Raw genomic sequence first — 19985 nt, forward strand, 5'->3', positions numbered from 1 at the left:
GCCTGCCGGGGTACCGGGGCGGGCGCGGCGGCCCCGATACCCCGGAGCCCTTCCCCGGTCAGACCGCGGCGGCCCGCTCCCGTGTCGGCGCGTACACCTCCACCGTGTCCACCGGCATCGCCGGATCGGCCCCCACCCGCCGCAGCACCCGGGCGAAGGAGGCGGCGAGCCCCTCCACCGCGCCCCGCTCGTGGCGGTCGCGGCGGAACTCAAGGGTGAACCGGGTTCCGGGCCCGGCGACGCGCAGCGTCAGGGGGTACGGGGAACCCGCCACGGGGCGGACGCCGGTGAGCGTGATACCCGCCGACGCGGTGGCCCCGAGCGGGCCGTCCGGGGCGTCCGGCCACGGTTCGTGGACGACCAGCGAGTCGAACGGCGTCGTGCGACCGGTGTGCCGGTCGATCCCCCGCGGACCCTGGCCGGCGCGCCCGTCCAACGCCCGCAGGAGCTGTCCCACCGTGTCGCCCGGGGCGTAGGAAACCCGCACCGGGACGGTTCGGGCGAACAGGCCGACCATCTCGTGGGCCCCGGGCAACGCGTCCGGGCGGCCGTGGACGCGCACGCCGAACGCCGCGGCGCGACCCGCGCCGAGCCGGGCGAGCAGGATCGCCCACGCGCCCTCGATCAGCGTCTCGGGCGTGATCCCCATTTCGGCCGCCCGCCGCGACAGCCCCCTCGCCTCGCCTGCCGTCACTGCGACCTCGACCCGGCCGGTCCCGGTCCCGATCCCGGCCCCGGTCCCGCCCCGGGCCTCGGCCTGGATGCCGGCCGGCCGGGGTGCGGCCGGGACCGGGCCCTCGGCCGCTTCCCCTCGTCCGAGCCCGGCCAGGTGGTCGCCGTAGCTCGGCGCCGGCGCCAGGAGCGACGCGTCGCCGCCCACGTGGTAGAGCCGGACCAGGTCCCTGGTCAACACCGCCGCCGACCGGTCGTCGAACAACACGGGGTGCGCGGTGAGCACCAGCCGCGCGCGTTCCCCGAGGCCAATCAGGGCGAGCCGGACCAGCGGCGGGGCGAGCGGATCGAACCGGGCCGCGCGCTCGGCGGCGAGGAGCCGCCCGGTCTCCGCTTCGCGGGCGGCCTCGTCGGCCCCGGCCAGATCGAGGTACCGCCAGGGCAGCCGCACGTCCTCGGGGACGAACTGGACCGACTCGCCGGTGGCGGCCGTGCCGAAGCCCGCGCCCAGCTGCGGGTGGCGCGCCGGCAGGGCCCGGGCGGCGGCCCGCATCCGTACGGGATCCACCCGGCCCTCCACCGGGATGACGAACTGCACGGGCTGCGGCCCGGATCGGGACCCGACAGGGCCGGCCGGACGGAGGACCGCCGACTGGGCCGGGGACACCGGCCACACCTCGGCCAGCCGCCCGTGGCTGGACTCCCACTCCTCGATCTCCGACTGCGCCACCCGCACCAGCGGCGCGTCCGAGGGCGTCAGCCCACCGGCGCCCGGCCGGAGCGCGTGCCGGGCCAGGCCGGTGAGCGCCGTGACCCACAGGCCGGCCAGCTGCGACACCTCCGCCTCGGACAACACGCCCGCCGGGAAGCCGAAGGAGGCGGTGAGTTCGGGGCCCTCCCGGCCTTCGGTCGCGCGGGCGCCGATCTCCAGGGCCGACGGCGCGGGCAGCCGCCCGTCCGGTGTCGGGGTCGGCTCGCCGCCGCTCGCGGGCAGCCATCCCAGGCCCCGAAGGCCGACCGGCATGTCGTCGGCGCCGAAGCGGCGCAGGTACCCGAACCCGATCTGCGGCTGGGGGCAGGCGGCCAGTTCGGCGGCGGTCCCCGGGTTGAGGTGGCGCAGCAGCCCGTAGCCGATGCCCTCGTCCGGTACGGCGCGCAGCTGCTCCTTGACCGTTTTGAGGGCGCGTCCCGCGGCGGGGCCCCCGGCGAGTGCCTCGTCCAGGTCGATCCCGCCGACGTCCAGGCGTACGGGGAAGGACGCGGCGAACCGGCCGACGGTCCGGGTCGGGTCGGCGCCCGGTACCGCCCGACGCGAGCGGCCGTGGCCTTCGAGGCGGATCAGGGCGGAGGTCTGCGCGTCGCCCCTGCCCCGGCGCCAGTGGGCCAGCGCCAGGGCCAGGGCGGTGAGCAGTACGTCCTCCACCGGGCAGCGGAAGGCGGCCGGGACCGTGGTCAGCACGGGTTCGCCCACGGCGGCGGGGACGCGGACCCCTACGGTCCGCACGGTGGCGGCCACGTCCACGGCCGGGTCGGGTCGGCGGCTGCCGAGGACGGTGTCCGGGGCCGCGAGGACCTCGCGCCAGGCGGCCGACTCGGCCACCCTCTCGGGACGGCGCGCCTCGCTCTCCAGCGCGTGCGCCCAGCGGCGTACGGACGTTCCCGCGCGGGGCAGCACGGGGACCCCGCACCGGGCGCGGGCCCAGGCCTCGGCCAGGTCGGGCAGCAGGACGTGCCAGGACGCCGCGTCGGCGACGAAGGGGTGCAGGACGATCAGCAGCCGTCCGGTGCCGCCGACCCCCACGGCGCTGCGGTCGAACCACACGAACTGGACCATCACCCCGGCCTCCGGGTCCAACCGGGCCGCCGCCGCGTCCAGTTCGGTGGCGATCAGCTCGTCGTCCCACGGGCCGCCGCACGGGATGCGGCGTACCAGCGAGACCGGGCTCACCAGGCCGGTGGGCTCGATCCGCAGTCCGGGTTCCGGGTCCCGCACCAGCCGGGAGCGCAGCACTTCGTGGCGATCCAGGACCGCCCCGAGCGTCGCCATCATGGTGGACAGGTCGATTTCCAGTGGCAGTTCGAGCAGGTGCGCCGGCGGGAGCCGGTCCCCGCCGCGTTCCCGGAGTTCCCGGGCCCCCGGAAGCAGCGGCATCCAGCCGACGCCGTCGTCGGCCGGTTCGGTGGGCTCCGGGGTCTCGCGGGTCCGTTCCGCGGCGACGAGCGCCAGGTCGGCCACGGTGCGGTGCTCGAAGATCTCGCGGGGGGTCACGTCGGCGCCCCGGGCGCGGGCCCGGGCGGCGGCCTGGACGGAGCGGATGCTGTCGCCGCCGACGAGGAAGAAGTCGTCGTCGACGCCGACCCGTTCCAGGCCGAGCACCTCTCCGACCGCCTCGGCCAGCACCTCTTCCGCGGCGGTGCGCGGGGCGCGGTAGGCGATGTCCGCGAGGTCGGGTGCGGGGAGGGCGGCCCGGTCCAGGGTGCCGTTCGGCGTCAGCGGCATCCGGTCCAGGACCGTGAAGGCCGAGGGCACCAGGTAGTCGGGCAGCCGCGCGGAGACGAAGCGCCGCAGCTCGGCCCGGAGCCCTCCGCCGTGGCCGTCGCCGCTCTCCCCGCCACCGGGTACGACGTAGGCCACCGGGCGCGGGGTGCCGCAGCGGTCCTCGCGGGCGATGACCACGGCCTGGGATACACCCGGGTGGGCCGTCAGCGCGGCCTCGACCCGGGCAGTTTCGATGCCCGGGCCGCCCACCGCGACCCGCGCGTCGGCGGCGCCGAGGTGTTCCAATCGTCCGTCGGCGTCCCGGCGCGCCAGGTCGCCCGTCCGGTACATCCGCCCACCGGCCGGGCCGAAGGGGTCCGCGACGAAACGCTCCGCGGTGGTTCCCGGCCGCCCGAGGTAGCCGCGGCCCACCGCGCCGGCGACGTACAGTTCGCCGACCGTCCCGGGCGGGACGGGAGCGAGGCCCGGCCCGAGGACGTACGTCCACACCCCGCCGCGGTCCGTCGGGCCGGGAGCGGAGTCCGGGGAGGGGTCGTCCGGCCCGAACCCGGGGACGCAGAAGGCGTCGGCCCGACCGTAGGCGTGGACCACCCGTACGCCGGGCGCGGCCGCCCGCGCCCGTTCCACCAGGGGCGCGGGCAGCGGCTCTCCGCTGAGGACCACCGCTCGCAGGCCGGTCCGCGCCGGCGCGCCCTCCACCGACGCGGCGAAGGCCGTCGGGGCCGTGCCGATCACCTGCGCGGGCCGGCCGCGCCCGGACGCCGGCACCTCGGGACCGTTGACCACTTCGACGCTGCCGCCGGCGCAGAGCGGGGTGAGGATCTCGTACGCCGACGCGTCGGAGCCGGCCGGCGAAGCGGTGAGCGTCCGCCGGCCGGCCAGGACGCCGAGGCTCCGGGTCAGCCGGTGGACGCCGTCGGTCAGGTTCCGGTGGGTGACGGCGACTCCCCCGGGGGCTGCGGGGCCGTACAGCACGCAGGCGAGTTGGTCCGGCCGTGGGGCGGTGACCGTGACCGGGTCTCCCGGCGCGTCGGCGCGGACGTCCTCCACGCACACGTGCGGAACGCCGCCGGCCGGCACGGCGGCCGCGGTGGCCGAGTCGGTGAGGATCAGCCGCGGGCGCGCGTCGGCGAGTACGGCGGCCAACGACATCGGGCCGGACCGGTCGGGATCGAGCGGCAGGTAGCCGGCGCCGGCCTTGAGGACGGCGAGCAGCGCGACGACGAATTGGGCCGTCCGGGGCAGGGCGAGCCCGACGAGGCTCTCGGGACCGGCCCCGCGCCGGACCAGCTCCCGCGCCAAGCGGTCGGCCCGGTCGTCGAGTTGCCCGTAGGTGAGCCGGGAGCCGTGCGCGTCGAGGACGGCCGGGGCGTCCGGTGTCGCCCGCGCCTGCCGCTCGAAGAGCGCGACGGCCGTCTCGTCGGGCACCTCGGGGGCCCTCTCCCAGCAGACGGCTGTGGCGCGGTCGCCGGCCGGCCGCAGGAGGCGTGCGCGCTCCTCGGCGTCGAGGACGTCCACGGCCCCGACCCGCACCCCGGGGTCCGCGACGATCCGGCTCAGCACGCGCAGGAACCGGGCCGCGATCCGCTCCACCGTGGCGCGGTCGAACAGGTCGGTGGCGTAGGTGAGGCGGACCCGGGCTCCTCCGGCCGGGTCGGGGACGACGAGGAAGGACAGGTCACAGGTGGCGGCGGAGGTGCAGGCGGGTTCGAAGGCGACCCGGAGCCCGGGGACCTCGATCGGGGGCGGGGAGGGCTGCCAGGCGCACCGCACCTGGAACAGCGGGTGGTAGGCGGTGGAACGCTCGGGGGCGATCAGCTCCACCAGCCGCTCGAACGGCACGTCGTGCAGGTCGTGGGCGTTCAGTGCCTTGGTCGCGGCCGTTGTGAGCAGTTCGGAGAAGGGGGGGTTGCGGGTGAGGTCCAGCCGGAGCACCCACGTGTTGACGAGGCACCCGACGAGGTCGGTGAGGGCCTCCTCGGTGCGGTCGGTGGCGGGGCAGCCGATCGTGAGGTCGTCGCCGGCTCCCAGTCGGTGCAGGAGGACGGCCAGGGCGCACTGCGTCACCACCGACGCCGTCGCGCCGTGGCGGGTGGCCAACTCCTCCACGCCGGCCAGCAAACGCCGGTCGAGCGTGAACTCGTACAGGTCGCCGCGGTAGCTCGCCGCCGGGGGGCGGGGGCGGTCGGTGGGGAGCGCCGACGGCTGCGGGACGCCGGCGAGTTCCTCCCGCCAGTAGGACACCTGGGCCGCCGCGAGACCCGCGGGGTCGTTCTCGTCTCCCAGCAGGTCGCGCTGCCACACCGTGTAGTCCTGGTACTGCACGTGCAGTTCGCCGTCCCGGGGCGCGTGCCCCGCGCGTCGTGCCTCGTAGGCGGCGAACAGGTCGCGCGTCAGGGGCCTGCCGGACTCCTCGTCGCAGGCGATGTGGTGGGCCACCAGCACCAGCAGGTGCTCCTCGGGCGCGCACCTGAGTACGGTGGCCCGCACGGGGATCTCCGCCGTGAGGTCGAAGGGATGGGCGACGGCCCGCGCCACGGCGGTCGGCACCTCGTCGGGCGCCACGTCGCACACCGGCACGGTCAGCGGCACGCCGGCGGCGGGCACGATGCGCTGGAACGCGTCGCCGTGCTCGTTCTCGACGAACAGGGTGCGCAGGCTCTCGTGCCGGGCCACCAGGTCCCGTACGGCCCCTTCGAGCGCGTCCGTGTCCAGCTCGCCCCGCAGGCGCAGTACGAACGGCACGTTGTAGGTGGCCGACGGGCCTTGCAGCCGGTGGAGGAACCACAGGCGGCGCTGGGCGAACGACAGGGGGATCATCTCTGTTCCCGGGGGCCGTATTCGGTGGTGTCCGCCCGCCGGGGGACCCGGTCGTCCGTGGTGCCGATGTCAGTCATCTCGCCCCGTCCCCACGGCCGACCGACCGTGTCCACGTCTCGTCGCGATGCCTCGCCGGACCCACCGGGAGGTGCTCGGAACCTTCTGACCGGCAGGTTAGGGAAGGCCGCCGTATCGACCGGCCGAGCGGCGCTCGAACCTCGGACGAGGCGCGGTGGAAGGTGCCTGCAAGCGGACCGTCCGCCGTCGGCTCGGCGACTCGGACCGGCTCGGCGACTCGGACCGGCTCGGCCCCGCCGAGACTCAGCGCGGCGCCACCAACGGCCGCAGCCTCGTGGCGCGGGCCCGCTCCACGAGCGGCGCGGCGCGCCGGGCCGCGCCGGTCAGGAGCAGACCCACGACGGCGCCGACCACCAGGCCGAGCACAACGTCGTGGGGGTAGTGGGCGCCGACCCAGACCCGGGACAGTGCCATCAGCAGCGCGGCCGGGGCGGCGACGGCGCCGAGCCGGCGGTCGACGAGCCAGAGGGCCGCCGCGGCGGCGGCCGCGATGGCGGCGTGGTTGCTCGGGAAGGACCAGTCGTCCGGTGCGGGGCAGGTCTCCAGGGTGACGGTGCGCAGGGTGAGGCAGGGACGTTGTTCGCGGACCACCGCCTTGATCAGCGTGTTGGCGGTGCAGGCGAGGGCGACGACGACGGGCGCGGCCAGTGCCATCGCGATCCGCGGGGCGTCTGCGGGCCGCGCCCGCCACCAGGCGACCAGCATGAGCACGGCGAACAGTGCCAGTCCGTAGGCCGACCAGTGGGAGACCAGCGCGTCGAACCAGTCGGGCGCGCGTCCGGCGAGCTCGGTGACGCGCGTGTAGAGCCGGCCGTCGAGGGAGGCTCCGTCGAGCGCGGGCAGGGCCCTCGGGGCGGGGATGTCCACTGGAAGGGTCATGGGCGCCGCTCCCTCGGGTGATCGCCCCGGCCCGGAACGCCGGCTCCGGTGACGACGGGGACGTAGACGGTCTACGTCACTGTAGGAGCCGGCCGGGTCTTCCGCAGGCGAGACGTACGCCGGGCGGTGGACGGACGGGCCCGTCCGGTGGACAGGACGGCCGGGCCGTCCCCTCCCTGGCGCACTCCCCCGACCGCCGCCGGGGGCGTCACCAACGTCCCGGGACGACACACCTAGTGGGAGTGTTCGCCCTGCTCGGGGGCGGCCGGGTCCGCGGCGGCGGGGGGCTGCGCAGCGGTCTGGCCGGCGTCCTGCCGGGCGGCGGCCGCCTGGACCGTGAAGGCGGCCGTGCGGACCGTGCCCTGGTGCTGGAAGTCCAGGAAGAGCCGGTAGGTGCCGGCGCTCGGGGCCGTCGCGGTGAACGAGACGTCGGGCCCGGGGCCACCGGCGTTGGGGTGGACGTGGAGGTAGGCGAGGTCCCCGTCGCGCAGGGCGACGAGGTGGCCGTAGGCGCCGAGGTAGGGCTCCAGGTCGGTGACCGGCTTGCCGTCCTTGCTCACGGTGAGCCGCAACTCGCCCGCCTTGCCCGGGTCCAGGACGCCGGCCAGTGCCACCTGGTAGCCGTCCACCTCGGTGGTGGGCGCGACCGGGGGCAGCGGGTTGGGTGTGTACGGGCCGGGGACGGACACGTCCGCGCCGAGGGTGACGCCCTTCGCGCCGGCGGCGGCGGGGGTGAAGTCGGCGAAGACCTTGTAGGCGCCCGCGGCCGGCAGGTCCACCGGGGTCGACCAGGTGCCGTCCTGCGCGCGGACCGGGTGCAGGTGCCGGTAGACCGTCAGGTCCCGCGAGGCGACGATGAAGTGCAGTTCCTTGCCGTGCTCGGCCTTGAACGCGGTGACCTTGCGGCCTTCGCGGTCCTTGACGGAGAACCTCAGTTCCCCCGGTCCGGGCGCGATCCGGGCGGTGTCGAGGGCGAGGGTGTAGCCGCCCTCCGAGATCTCCAGCCCTCCGGCGGCCGGCCCCCGGGCCGCCTCCTCGTGACCCCCGTGGCCGCCGCCCGATCCGGGCACGTCGGCCTGCGTCGCGTGGGCCGCGTGCTGCGAGGACGCCGGGGCGCCCACCGGGCCGACGCCCTTGCCCACCCCGTACGCGGCTCCGAAGGTCGCTGCGAGCGCGGCGGCATAAGCGGTGATCCTCACTCCGGTGTTCATTGCTGCTCTCCCGTACGACGTGGTGCCGCGTTCGGCGGTCCGATGCACCTCACCATACCCCCGGGGGGTATCAAGTCAAGCAGGGCCGGACGCTTGCGCAGGATACCCACTGGGGGTATATCTAGAGCGGACAGCGATACCCCCTCAGGGTATCTCTCGACCGACGAAGGAGAGATCCATGTCTTCCTGCTGCACCCCCGACGGCAGCTGCGGCACCGGCGCCGGGGAGACGGCCGTCGCCGTCGCCGACAGCACCGCCACCGCCTACCGCGTCTCCGGCATGAGCTGTGGCCACTGCAAGAGCGCCATCACCGCCTCGGTGAGCGCGCTCGACGGCGTCATCTCCGTCGACGTCGACGTGGACGGCGGTGTGGTCACCGTGACCACGGCCGGTGACCCCGACGACGCGGCGATCGCCGCCGCGATCGACGACGCCGGCTACGAGCTCACCGGCCGGGTCGCCTGACACCGGCCCCACCCGGCCGCCGGGGCCCGCCCCCGCACCCCGCGTCATCCGCCCGGACCGCCGGGCCCCGGCCCCCACCCCGCTCGAACGAGGAGCAGTTCTCATGACCACCACCACAGCCGGCGCCGCCCAGGTCGAGCTCGCCATCGGCGGCATGACCTGCGCCTCGTGCGCGGCCCGCATCGAGAAGAAGCTCAACCGCATGGACGGCGTCGAGGCCACCGTCAACTACGCCACCGAGAAGGCGAAGGTCACGTTCGACGCCGACATCTCCGTCGCGGACCTGATCGCCACCGTCGAGGCCACCGGCTACACCGCGCGGGAGCCGGTACGGGCCCCCGTGGACGGCGGCCCGCAAGCCCCCGCGGAGGAGCCCGACGAACTGCGTCCCCTGCGCCAACGGCTCGTCGCCGCGGTCTCCCTCGCCCTGCCGGTCATCGCGTTGGCGATGGTCCCCGCCTTCCAGTTCGAGTACTGGCAGTGGCTCTCCCTGACCCTGGCCGCCCCCGTGGTCACCTATGCCGCGTGGCCCTTCCACCGCGCCGCGTGGACCAACGCACGGCACGGCGCCGCCACGATGGACACCCTGATCTCGGTGGGTACGACGGCCGCGTTCCTCTGGTCGCTGTGGGCGCTGTTCTTCGGGACCGCCGGCACGCCCGGCATGACGCACGCCTTCGAGTTCACCATCGCCCGCACCGACGGCGCCGGGAACATCTACCTGGAGGCGGCGGCCGGTGTCACCGCGTTCATCCTGGCCGGCCGGTACTTCGAGGCCCGCTCCAAGCGCAAGGCCGGGGCCGCGCTCAAGGCGCTGCTGGAACTGGGCGCCAAGGAGGTGACGGTGCTGCGGGGCGGCCGCGAGGTCACCGTCCCCACCGCCGAACTCCAGGCCGGCGACCGCTTCCTGGTCCGCCCCGGCGAGAAGATCGCCACCGACGGCACCGTGGTGGAGGGCTCCTCCGCCGTCGACGCCTCCATGCTCACCGGCGAGTCCGTGCCCGTCGAGGTCGGAGTCGGCGACTCCGTCACCGGCGCCACCCTCAACGCGGGCGGACGCCTGGTGGTGGAGGCCACCCGGGTCGGCGCCGACACCCAGCTGGCCCGGATGGCCAAGCTGGTCGAGGACGCCCAGAACGGAAAGGCCGCCGCCCAGCGCCTCGCCGACAAGATCTCCGCCGTGTTCGTACCGGTCGTCATCGGCCTCGCGCTGGCCACCCTCGGCTTCTGGCTCGGCTCCGGTTCCGGCCTCACCGCCGCGTTCACCGCCGCCGTCGCCGTCCTGATCATCGCCTGCCCGTGCGCCCTGGGCCTGGCCACCCCGACCGCCCTGATGGTCGGCACCGGCCGCGGCGCCCAGCTCGGCATCCTGATCAAGGGCCCCGAGGTCCTGGAGACCACGCGCAAGGTCGACACCATCGTCTTGGACAAGACCGGCACCGTCACCACCGGCAAGATGACGCTGCTCGCGGTGCACACCGCCGAGGGCACCGCAGAGGACGACGTACTGCGGCTGGCGGGGTCGCTGGAGCACGCCTCCGAGCACCCGATCGCGCAGGCCGTCGCCTCCGGCGCGGCGGCGCGGGTCGGGGCCCTGCCGGCCCCCGAGGACTTCGCCAACATCCCCGGCCTCGGCGTCCAGGGCGTCGTGGACGGCCACGCCGTGCTCGTCGGCCGCGAGAAGCTCCTGACCGAGTGGGCGATGACGCTGCCGCCCTCCCTGGAGCGGGCCAAGGCCACGGCCGAGGCCGCCGGCCGCACCGCGATCGCCGTCGCCTGGGACGGCGAGGCCCGCGCGGTCCTGGAGGTGGCCGACGCGGTCAAGGACACCAGTGCGGAGGCGATCCGGCGGCTGCGCGCCCTCGGGCTCACCCCGATCCTGCTCACCGGCGACAACAAGGCGGTGGCCGAGGCCGTCGCGGCCGAGGTCGGCATCGACGAGGTCATCGCGGAGGTCATGCCCCAGGACAAGGTCGACGTCGTCAAACGGCTCCAGTCCGAAGGCCGCAGCGTCGCCATGGTCGGCGACGGCGTCAACGACGCGGCCGCCCTCGCCCAGGCCGACCTGGGTCTGGCCATGGGCACCGGCACGGACGCCACGATCGAGGCGGGCGACCTGACCCTGGTGCGCGGGGACCTGCGGGCCGCCGCCGACGCCATCCGCCTCGCCCGCAAGACCCTGGGCACCATCCGCTCGAACCTGTTCTGGGCCTTCGCCTACAACGTGGCCGCCCTGCCGCTCGCCGCGGCCGGACTGCTCAACCCGATGATCGCCGGAGCGGCCATGGCCTTCTCCTCCGTCTTCGTCGTCGGCAACAGCCTGCGTCTGCGCGGCTTCCGGGCCGCCGCCAACTGAGGAGTCCCCGTGGCCGGTTACTCAGCACACAAGGAAGACGTCATCAGACGCCTGCGCCGCATCGAGGGCCAGGTCCGCGGGGTGCAGCGGATGGTGGACGAGGACGTCTACTGCATCGAGGTACTGACCCAGGTGTCCGCGATCAACGCCGCGCTCCAGTCCTGCGCCGTGGCGCTGCTCGACGAACACCTCGCCTGCTGCGTCACCGAGGCCATCGCGCGGGGCGGCGACGAGGCGAAGACCAAGCTCGGCGAGGCCAGCAAGGCGATCGCCCGACTGGTCCGCGCCTGACCCGCCCGTCGGGGCGGACCGCGCTCGCCACCCCAACTGCCCTCCCGTGAAGTCCACTTCAGGGGAGGGCAGTTCGCCGTTCCGGCCCCGTCCGGCCGCCCGCCTACCGGGCCGGGGTATGCCCCCGGGGTGCGGGCGGCCCGTACGATGAGCCGCTCGCGAGGGGTGAGGGGCCGAAAGGAATGCGCGTGCGACGACTGGGAGATCTGGAGGCCGAGATCATGGACCGGCTCTGGTCGTGGCAGCGGCCCGCCTCCGTCCGCGAGGTCGTCGACGACATCAACCGAGGGCGCCGGGTCGCCTACACCACCGTCATGACCGTGGCCGACATCCTGTACCGCAAGGGCTGGTTGCGCCGTGAGAAGTCCGGCCGGGCCTGGATCTACGAGGCGGTCCGCAGCCGCGAGGAGTACACCGCGGCGCTCATGCAGGACGCGCTCGGTGACAGCCAGGACCGCAGGGCCACTTTGCTTCGGTTCGTCGAGCGCATGTCCCGCGAGGACGTCGAAGCCCTCGACGCGGCCCTGCGCTCCGCCCGCCCCGGCCACTCGGCCGACGCCGACGCCGCGGGGCACGAACGGTGAACCACCACGTGCTGCCGCCGCTGGGCCTGCTCCTGGTCACCGGACTGCTGGTTCCCCACCTGCTGGCCCGGGCCCGCTGGGCGCAGCAGGCGCCGCGCCTGGGATTGGCGGTCTGGATCACGTGCGGCACCGTGTTCGCCCTGGCGGCGGCGATGCTGCCGGCGCAACTGGTGCTCCCGGCGCACACCAGCCACCGGCTCGTGGACATGGCGCTGACGTTGAGCCCGCCCTCCCCGCGAAGGCTGTCGGCCGGCACCGCCAGGGAGCTCCTCGCCGCGGGTCTCGCGTTCGCCGTCGCGGCGCTGCCCGCGGCCGGTTTCGTACGGGAGTTGCTGCGGGCGCGGCGGGCCCGGACCCGCCACGCCGAGCTGCTGCGGCTGGTCGGCCGGCCGGACCCGGACCTCGGGGTGACGGTGCTGGAGGACGCGCGGCCGGCCGTGTACTGCCTGCCCGGGCGGTCGCGCCGGGTGGTGGTCTCTTCGGGCGCGCTGGCGATGCTGACGGGGCCGCAGTTGGCGGCGGCGCTCGCCCACGAGCGGGCGCACATCGGCGGCCGGCACCATCTGTTGGTCGCGGCGGCGGGGGCGTATTCGACGGGGGTGTTCCGCAGACTTCCGCTGGCCCGGATCGGCGGGAGGACGGTACCGCTGCTCCTGGAGATGACCGCCGACGACCGGGCGCTGCGCGGCTGTTCCCGTGACGCGCTGGCCCGGGCCCTGTACGCGCTGGCCTCCGGGCAGGCGCCGCGACGGGCGTTCGCGGCGGGCGGCCCCTCGGCCGCGGTGCGCATGCACCGCATCCTGACGCCTCCCACCTCCGGCCACCCGGTCCTGCGCGGACTGTTGGCGGTGACGGCCGCGGTGTCGTCGATCGCGCCGCTGGTCTTCGCCTGCTGCTCGGTCCCGGGATAGCCGTCGCCCCAATCCCCGAATTACTAAGCGAATTCGTAGATTTACCACCGCCACCGGCCACTTGAATTCCCCGCTATTGTGGGCGCGTACGGGCTCAGGACCGGGACGGCGAGGGGTGCGGGACGGATGCTGCTGGCTGACGTGCGATCGGCAGCGCCCGGTGACGCCACGGCGATATCCCGGCTGCTGGCCGGAGCGATTCGTGAGGGGTACGGCGGCACGCTCGGGAGAATCCGCACCGCGCGCCTCCTCTCGGACCAATGTTCCCTGCCTCGCATAAGAGCGGAAATTGAAATTCCGGGCGGGGCGCCCGCCCGGCTCGGCTGGCTGGTGGCGGCCGACGCGTACGGGCGGGTCGTGGGGGCCGTCTCGGGCGGTCTCCCCGTCGCCGCCGAAGGCGAGCTGTACTCCCTGTGCGTCGCCGCGGACCGGCGCCGCGACGGGATCGGGACGGCCTTGCTGGCGGCGGCGACCGAGCGGATGCGGGCGTACGGGGCGACCGCGCAGTGGATCGGCCTGCCCGTCGAGGCGGACCCCGCGCTCCCCTTCCTCGCCCACCACGGCTTCACCGGCCCCACCCCGGTCCGTCTGCGCCGTTCGCTCTGACGGGTCGCCACTCCCGGTAGGTCCGTGGCAGATCCACGCCATCGCGTGTTCACGCAGCCCGTTCCCCTGGTGGGCGACCACGCCCACAGGACAGGATTTCCTCAGCGGCGCGGCCCCGGCGGCACGGGAGCCACGCCCCGGATGGCCGGACCGAGCGAGCCCCTGGAGGAGCGATGCACACACCGAGCGGCACTTCCCTGCCCGTCGTGCCCGCCGCGCTCGCACCGGTCCTGCCGTCCGCACGCCGTGCGGACACCGGCGCCCCGGTGCGCCGCGCCACCGGAACGCATGAGGCCACCGCAATGCGCGAGGCCACCGCAACGCGGGACACCTCCGGAGCGTGTGACACCGCCGAGTTCCTGCCCGGTCTGGAGTCGGTCGCGCCCGTGGAGGAGCAGTCGGCCTGGCTGTACGGCGCGCTGCTCGGCCCGTACAGCGCCGACATCGTCCGCTGTCTGAGGCTCGCGCGCGCCGCCGGGGGTCCGGTCCTGGACCTGGGCTGCGGAGCCGGACGGCTCGCGGTTCCCTTCGCCCGCCACGGCTTCGAGGTCGAGGCGGTGGACCGCGACCCGGACTGCCTGGAGCGCCTGCACGCGTGGGGGCGTCGGATCGGTCCGCAGGTGTCGGCCCGGCTGACCACCACCCGCGCGGAGCTGGCGTCCCTGCGGTTGCGGCGCACCTACCGGCTGGCGCTGCTCGCCGGGACGATGGTCTCGGCCGTACCGCCCGCCGCACGGCCGGGGATGCTGCGGGAGATCGCCGCCCGCCTCGCTCCCGGGGGCGTCCTCGCCCTCGACTACACGGCGCACCGGCCGCGCGACCTGGCGCGGGACCCCCGACGGACCCGGGCCTTCCGAGTCCCCCGGTTCGACGGCGTCGAGGAATGGGCGGTCGCCCGGCAGGTCTTCGACCTTGCGGAGATGAGCGAACGGATCACCTACTGCACCGTGCGCACCGGGAAGCGGAGCAGCGAACGGATGGTCCTGACCACGGACAAGTGGATCGTCGACGGGGACCGGCTGACCGCCGAACTGCGCTCGGCGGGCCTGCGCATCGAGCGGCGCTCGCGACACCCCCTCGACGAGCGGACCGAAAGCGTCTTCCTCGTTTGCAGGGCCGCCGGCTGACGGTCGGTGCCCCGCACCCGCCACCCCGCTCCCGAGGCCGGGCAAGAGGTACGATGCACCCAAAGGTTTGGGCGGACCCAGACAGCGGACCAACGGCGGAGTGGGTGGCGGAGCAATGGCTGTCGCGGAGGAGTCGACGGGCCGCGAGGCGGTGATCCAGCGCCTCCGCGACGTGGGGCTGCGGGTCACCGGACCGCGCCTCGAAGTGCTGCAAGTCCTCTCTACCGGCGGCCACATGGACGTGGAGGCCATCACCGCGGCGGCCCGCGAGCGGCTCGGGACACTCACCAGCCAGGCCGTCTACGAGATGCTGCGCCACTTCCTGGAGACGGGCCTGGCCACCAAGTTCGACCGCCCGGGACTCCCCGCGGTCTTCGAGATCGCCGTCCCGCCGCACCAGCACGCGCTCTGCCTGCGCTGCGGCCGGGTGGAGAACGTACAGGCCGAAGTGCCCCGGCCGACCGACGAGGCACTCTCGAAGTGGCGGCTGGGCGGCGGCGCCGAAGTGGTGTTCAAGGGCCTTTGCCCCGACTGCCTGCCGGCGCAAGAGCGGCCGTAGCGAGGCCGATCCGCGCCCGTCGAGGCGGGTCAATGGTCTACGTGACGCCCGTCACATACGAATCGAGGGGGCGGGAGCCCCTCTGGCCACATGTGTCAAAGTGTGACTGTCGATTCGTAAGACGAGGGGGTCACTGCGCGATGGCAGCGGGCGATGGCAGGGACGGCATCCAGTCGGCCGACAGGGTGTTCGCTCTCTATCAGGAGCTGCGGCTGCGCGGGGTGTCCGACCTGGGTGACGTCTCCCGGGAACTGGGCCTGGCCGCCGAGGAGTACGAGCGTCGGCGGGCCGAACTGATCGAGCTCGGGCTGATCGTGCCGACCGGGACCACCCACGCCACGCGCGCCGACCTCCAGGCCGGGACCTGGGAGTCCGGGACGGACGCCGTCGCCGTCGTCGACCCCGAGATCGCCCTGCTGCGCATGCTGCGAAGGGAGCGCGAGCGGCTGCGCGAGCACCTGGACGAGTCCGACCGGGCCTACGGCTCGCTGGAAACGCTGGTCGGTACGTTCCTGCGACCCGGTTCGCTGAGCGGCTCCGAGGTCGAGGTGGAGATCCTCGACGACTACGGCCGCATCCAGCAGGTGCTGGAGGACATCACGGACGTCATCCAGCACGACCTGGCCTCGATGCACGTGACCGCGCTGGTACGGGAGGTCGCCGACCGCGTCCTCAGCCGCGACCGGCGCCAGATCGACAACGGCGTGCGCATCCGCGCCATTTACCACCAGCGCATCACCACCTCGCCGGAGGCGACGGAGATGCTGCGCCGCCGGGTCGAGGCGGGCGTCGAGATCCGCATGTCACCCGCCGTCCCGATGAACATGATCATCGCCGATCAACAGTTCGCCGTCCTGCCCGTCCACCCGGAGGACCGTTCGGCCGGCGCGATCCTCGCCCGCGGCCCGGCGCTCGTCCGCTCCTACCGGGCGCTGTACGAGCACTGTTGGCACGCGGCGACGCCGTACGGTGACGACGTCGCCCCCGAGGTCGGCGGGGACGGACTGTCGGAGCAGCAGCGGGCCGCCCTCAAGATGCTCGCTTCCGGGATGAAGGACGAAAAGGTCGCGAGGACGCTCGGCGTCTCCCTGCGCACGGTCAGCCGCATGTTGTCCGAACTGATGCAGGAAATGGGGGCGTCGAGCCGGTTCGAGGCCGGGGTGCGCGCCCAACGCCTGGGCTGGCTCGACTGACACGGCGCACCGCAACGGAACGCGACGGAACGCGACGGACGACGGCAAAGCCCCGCGGCGGCCCGATCCCCGGGGGGAAAGGGCGCGCGGGGCTTCGCCCGTACGGCCCGGTCGGCCGGCGCGGGCGGAATCCGCTGGTCAGTCCCAGCCGTTGTCGTTCGACTTGGAGCACTCGATGACGGCGGTCGCGGTACAGAACGGGTGAGCGGACATGATTCCTCCAGGAAGCCGAATGGCGATGGACGTCTTCGCCACCCGTGCCGCCGGGATCGCCGCGAAGACCTCTCCATTCTCCTACGCCATCCGGCGCGAGGCCCGATTCCTGTAGCGCGTCTGAGGCGGAACTGGAGCCCTCCGGAGCGGAGTTCACACTGACGTTACACTTACATTCCTTTGGTCTGCCCAAAAGAGCTGCTAGGCTCGAATTCCGGCCTTCTCGACCCTCCAGGAGAGAGGCGTCGGCGAGGCAGGAGCGTGCCGTCGCTCCTGCCTCACTCGTTCCCGGCGCCCGTCCACCGCGCGCGCCGTCCGCTCCCGCCATTCCTCCCGCTCCTCCCCCAGCGCGCCCCGGTAGACCTCCAGCGTTCGCGCGGCCGCGGCCTGCCAGCTCATGGCCCGGGCGTGGGCCACCGCCGCCTCCCCCATGGCGACCCCGGCCGCGGGGTCCTCGACGAGACGACGGAGCCGCCGCGCGTACTCGGCGGGGTCGTGGCCGTCCACCAGCATCCCCGTCACGCCGTCCCGTACCGCGGTCGGCAGGCCTCCGACCGCCGCGGCCAGGACCGGTGTCCCACAGGCCTGCGCCTCCAGCGCGACCAGCCCGAAGGACTCGCTGCGCGAAGGCACCAGCAGGACGTCAGCCGCCCGGTACCACTGGGCCAACTCACGCTGCGGGACCGGTGGGTAGAGACGTAGTACGTCCGCCACGCCCAGCTCCCGGGCCAGCTCCCAGGCCCCGTCGCGGGGTCCCGCACCCGAATGCCCGCCCACCACGGGGACGACGAGCCGCGAGCGCAGTCCCGGAAGCGCCGCCAGCAACTCGGCGATCGCCCGCACCAGGACGTCGGTGCCCTTGAGCGGCTGGATGCGGCCCGCGTACATCGGTACGAAGGCGTCCGCCGGCAGGCCGAGCCGGGCCCGGGCACGCGCACGCGCCGCCGCGCGGTCCCGCCCCGGCCCGAAGGTGCGCAGGTCGACGCCCGGTCGGACGATCTCGACCTGTCGGGCGCCGGCCCCGTAGAACTCCCGTAGGGCCCGGGCCTCGTCGGCCGTGTTGGCGATCAGCCGGTCCGCGGAGGCGGCCACCTGTTGCTCGCCACGGATCCGCAGCTCGGGCTCGGGCCGGTCCCCAGGGGCGAGCGCGGCGTTCTTGACCCGGGCCAGGGTGTGCGCGGTGTGCACGAGGGGGATCCGCCAGCCCGCGGCGGCGATCCGGCCGGCCTGACCGGAGAGCCAGTAGTGGGAGTGGACCAGGTCGTAGCGCCGGCCCTCCTGATCCTCCTTGAGCAACGCCAACGAGAACGGCACCACCAGCCCCGGCACGGCCTCCTTCGGGAGTGGCGCGCGGGGGCCGGCGGGCAGATGACGGACCTGTACGCCCGGCGCGAGGTCGACGCGGTCCGGTCCGCCCTCGCCCGCGCGCCGGGTGTACAGGTCGACTTCGACCCCGTGTTCCGCGAGGGCCCGCGAGAGCTGGACCATGTAGACGTTCATGCCGCCCGCGTCCCCGGTGCCGGGCTGGTGCAGCGGCGAGGTGTGGACGCTGAGCATGGCGACGCGCAGGGACACGTGGATCTCCTAGCGGAACAGGGGGGTCAGAAGCCGAACACCGGCCCCGAAGGGGGTGTCAGGCGGGTGCCGGGCGGGGGTGGCGCGAGCGCCTCGGCCGAGACGGGCAGTCCGGGTGCGCAGCCCAGCGCCGAGGACAGCCGGTCCGCGCCCTCGGGCATCACCGGCCGTGCCCACGCGCCGAGCGCCCGGGCGACCGCCAGTTGCGCCGACAGCGCCGGAAGGTGCCGTCCGTCGCCGCCGGGGCGGTGTACGTCGTGTGCGTTGACATGGCCGAAGTCACCGACCGCGCGGACCACCTCGTCGAGCAGTGCGACCGCCCTGCGCGGATCGAAGGCATCGGGCCCGTACGCCTCGCGCAGGTCCTCCACGGCCCGCAGCAGCCGCCGCTCCAGGACCTGCCAGCCCGTGCCGCCGGGGAGCGCCGCCGGGGCCAGGCCGCCGCACTGCTCGCGTACGGCGGCGAACAGCCGGGAGAGCCAACTGTTCCAGCTCTCGTCCAGTTCCCGGCGGGCCGCCGCGAGCCGGTCGGTGTCGAAGTGCGTGCGCCGGCCCAGGGGGCGGGCCGCCAGGACGTGGCGGCGCAGGGTGTCGGAACCGTACTCGGTGATCAGATCGAGTGCCCAGGCCCGGTGTCCCGCGCCGTGGCCGTCGGCCGGGCCGTCCATGACGTACGCCTCGTTGACGCAGAACTCCTGCGCCGGTTCGACGCCGCGGCAGGACAGCAGGACCGGCAGCAGTACGGCGTGGCAGAAGGTGTGGCCGAACCCGCAGAAGTGCAGGGCCCGCTCGGGCATCGGGCGCCCCTCTCCGTAGCCGAAGAGGTGCATCGCGGCGCTCTCGAAACAACCGTCGATCCGGTGCTCGGGAAAACCGTCGACGGGTACGGGCAGGCCCCACTCCGCCGGGTTCGTCACCGCGATGTCCGGCAGTCCGTCCTCCAGCAGCGATTCGCACAGCGCGGCCAGCCGGGGCGGCAGACCGGCGCCCGCCCAGTAGGCGGCCAGGGCGTCGCGGAACGGTTCCAACGGGACGTACAGGCGCCGACAGCGGCGGGACACGGAAGGCGTCCCGCACTGGACGCACCGCGGTTCGAGGAGGTCACCGCCGTCGTTGGGCCGGGCGCACTCGTGGCACATGCCCCCTTCGCTGGGCGCCTCGCAGTGCGGGCAGGAGCCGGTCACGTGCGCCCCGTGCAGCCAGCGCCCGCACGGTTCGCAGTACGGAGTCAGGCGCGTGCGGGCGGCGATGACGCCCTCCGCGTGCAGACGCCGGAAGAGATCCGCCATCCAGCCGCCGTACCCCTCGTCCTGGCGGGGCCGCACGATGTGGTCGAACTCGACTCCCGAGCGCAGCCAGTCGGCGGTGATCGCCTCCCGGAAGCCTTCGGCGACCTCCTCGGGCTTGCGGCCCGCGCGCAGGGCGCGGGCGTGCACGGAGCTGCTGTGGTCGGCGGTGCCGGTGGTGAACAGTACGGGTTCCCCCTCGGCTCGCAGGTACCGGGAGAGGACGTCCGCGGCGACGTACGGTCCCGCGAGGTGGCCGACGTGGAGTTCGCCGTGGGTGGCGGGAGGGGTGGCGGTGATCCAGACGGGGGTGCTCAAGGGGACCTCCTTGACGCTGTGGTGCGCAGATGCTCAGCGAGGCTCGAAAGGGGAGGAGCGGATTAAGTCTTCGTGCGGCCGCACGACGGTGAATTCCGACGGACGGGGCCGCGTCGTGCGGACGAAATGACGCCGGTTGCCGGCCGTCACGGATTGCGGATTGTCGAATGGCATTCTTCGCTCGGTCTCCCTACGGGGACTGGGACGCGCATGCGGTCGAATTCGCGACTCCCGGGACAATGGAGAGCCGGGGTCGTGATAAGCCTGCCAGAGGAAACAAGCGCGAGGACCGGGAAGCGCTTGCGCGTTCACGCCGTTGCGCGGACACGCCAAAGGGGGT

14 protein-coding genes are annotated in these 19985 nt (G+C 74.3%); 9 read left to right on the top strand and 5 right to left on the bottom strand.

The genetic code is table 11. The features are described from left to right. Nucleotides 1-58 precede the first annotated feature (58 nt). The 3 genes from ACV7NM_RS08205 to ACV7NM_RS08215 all read right to left on the bottom strand — a co-directional run bounded on the left by ACV7NM_RS08205 (nucleotide 59) and on the right by ACV7NM_RS08215 (nucleotide 8160). A complete protein-coding gene (locus tag ACV7NM_RS08205; RefSeq protein ID WP_463409670.1) occupies nucleotides 59-5992 on the bottom strand; it encodes a condensation domain-containing protein in 5934 nt (1977 codons plus the stop codon). A 321-nt stretch (nucleotides 5993-6313) separates the two neighbouring features. Beyond that, nucleotides 6314-6949 (bottom strand): phosphatase PAP2 family protein, encoded by a 636-nt coding sequence (locus ACV7NM_RS08210; RefSeq protein WP_463409671.1) that lies wholly within the window; start codon nucleotides 6947-6949, stop codon nucleotides 6314-6316. Nucleotides 6950-7182: 233 nt separating this feature from the next. Next, nucleotides 7183-8160 (bottom strand): hypothetical protein, encoded by a 978-nt coding sequence (locus tag ACV7NM_RS08215; protein WP_463409672.1) that lies wholly within the window; start codon nucleotides 8158-8160, stop codon nucleotides 7183-7185. Nucleotides 8161-8338: 178 nt separating this feature from the next. Here ACV7NM_RS08215 and ACV7NM_RS08220 point away from each other — a divergent pair, with 178 nt between their 5' ends. The 9 genes from ACV7NM_RS08220 (at nucleotide 8339) to ACV7NM_RS08260 (ending at nucleotide 16253) form a co-directional block, all read left to right on the top strand. After that, nucleotides 8339-8626: a cation transporter gene (locus ACV7NM_RS08220; protein ID WP_463409673.1), complete on the top strand. Its 288-nt coding sequence runs from the start codon at nucleotides 8339-8341 to the stop codon at nucleotides 8624-8626. A 103-nt stretch (nucleotides 8627-8729) separates the two neighbouring features. Next, nucleotides 8730-10982 (top strand): heavy metal translocating P-type ATPase, encoded by a 2253-nt coding sequence (locus ACV7NM_RS08225; RefSeq protein WP_463409674.1) that lies wholly within the window; start codon nucleotides 8730-8732, stop codon nucleotides 10980-10982. Between the two features lie 9 nt (nucleotides 10983-10991). Further along, nucleotides 10992-11273, top strand: a complete 282-nt coding sequence (locus ACV7NM_RS08230) for a metal-sensitive transcriptional regulator (RefSeq protein WP_463409675.1) — start codon at nucleotides 10992-10994, stop codon at nucleotides 11271-11273. Nucleotides 11274-11461: 188 nt separating this feature from the next. Further along, nucleotides 11462-11857, top strand: coding sequence for a BlaI/MecI/CopY family transcriptional regulator (locus ACV7NM_RS08235; RefSeq protein WP_463409676.1), 396 nt, complete (start codon nucleotides 11462-11464; stop codon nucleotides 11855-11857). Continuing rightward, nucleotides 11854-12768, top strand: coding sequence for a M56 family metallopeptidase (locus ACV7NM_RS08240; protein ID WP_463409677.1), 915 nt, complete (start codon nucleotides 11854-11856; stop codon nucleotides 12766-12768). Before ACV7NM_RS08235 ends, ACV7NM_RS08240 begins: the two co-directional genes overlap by 4 nt. A gap of 126 nt (nucleotides 12769-12894) precedes the next feature. Further along, nucleotides 12895-13374, top strand: a complete 480-nt coding sequence (locus ACV7NM_RS08245; protein WP_463409678.1) for a GNAT family N-acetyltransferase — start codon at nucleotides 12895-12897, stop codon at nucleotides 13372-13374. Nucleotides 13375-13547: 173 nt separating this feature from the next. Continuing rightward, nucleotides 13548-14501, top strand: coding sequence for a class I SAM-dependent methyltransferase (locus ACV7NM_RS08250; RefSeq protein WP_463409679.1), 954 nt, complete (start codon nucleotides 13548-13550; stop codon nucleotides 14499-14501). A gap of 115 nt (nucleotides 14502-14616) precedes the next feature. Next, nucleotides 14617-15060: a Fur family transcriptional regulator gene (locus ACV7NM_RS08255; protein WP_463409680.1), complete on the top strand. Its 444-nt coding sequence runs from the start codon at nucleotides 14617-14619 to the stop codon at nucleotides 15058-15060. A 140-nt stretch (nucleotides 15061-15200) separates the two neighbouring features. Then, nucleotides 15201-16253: a helix-turn-helix transcriptional regulator gene (locus ACV7NM_RS08260; protein ID WP_463409681.1), complete on the top strand. Its 1053-nt coding sequence runs from the start codon at nucleotides 15201-15203 to the stop codon at nucleotides 16251-16253. Between the two features lie 414 nt (nucleotides 16254-16667). Here ACV7NM_RS08260 and mshA read toward each other — a convergent pair whose 3' ends face one another. Together mshA and ACV7NM_RS08270 are read right to left on the bottom strand one after the other, a co-directional pair. Next, a complete protein-coding gene (gene mshA / locus ACV7NM_RS08265) occupies nucleotides 16668-18041 on the bottom strand; it encodes a D-inositol-3-phosphate glycosyltransferase (protein WP_463409682.1) in 1374 nt (457 codons plus the stop codon). Nucleotides 18042-18067: 26 nt separating this feature from the next. Continuing rightward, on the bottom strand, nucleotides 18068-19645 hold the full coding sequence (locus ACV7NM_RS08270; RefSeq protein ID WP_463409683.1) for a class I tRNA ligase family protein: 1578 nt from the start codon (nucleotides 19643-19645) through the stop codon (nucleotides 18068-18070). Between the last annotated feature and the right edge of the window lie 340 nt (nucleotides 19646-19985).

This window comes from Streptomyces sp. Tek67B01 (genome assembly GCF_055231995.1).

Coding starts and splice junctions, on each gene's coding strand:
- ACV7NM_RS08205 (WP_463409670.1), bottom strand. CDS start 5,992: ATGATCCCCCTGTCGTTCGCCCAGCGCCGCCTGTGGTTCCTCCACCGG.
- ACV7NM_RS08210 (WP_463409671.1), bottom strand. CDS start 6,949: ATGACCCTTCCAGTGGACATCCCCGCCCCGAGGGCCCTGCCCGCGCTC.
- ACV7NM_RS08215 (WP_463409672.1), bottom strand. CDS start 8,160: ATGAACACCGGAGTGAGGATCACCGCTTATGCCGCCGCGCTCGCAGCG.
- ACV7NM_RS08220 (WP_463409673.1), top strand. CDS start 8,339: ATGTCTTCCTGCTGCACCCCCGACGGCAGCTGCGGCACCGGCGCCGGG.
- ACV7NM_RS08225 (WP_463409674.1), top strand. CDS start 8,730: ATGACCACCACCACAGCCGGCGCCGCCCAGGTCGAGCTCGCCATCGGC.
- ACV7NM_RS08245 (WP_463409678.1), top strand. CDS start 12,895: ATGCTGCTGGCTGACGTGCGATCGGCAGCGCCCGGTGACGCCACGGCG.
- ACV7NM_RS08250 (WP_463409679.1), top strand. CDS start 13,548: ATGCACACACCGAGCGGCACTTCCCTGCCCGTCGTGCCCGCCGCGCTC.
- ACV7NM_RS08255 (WP_463409680.1), top strand. CDS start 14,617: ATGGCTGTCGCGGAGGAGTCGACGGGCCGCGAGGCGGTGATCCAGCGC.
- ACV7NM_RS08260 (WP_463409681.1), top strand. CDS start 15,201: ATGGCAGCGGGCGATGGCAGGGACGGCATCCAGTCGGCCGACAGGGTG.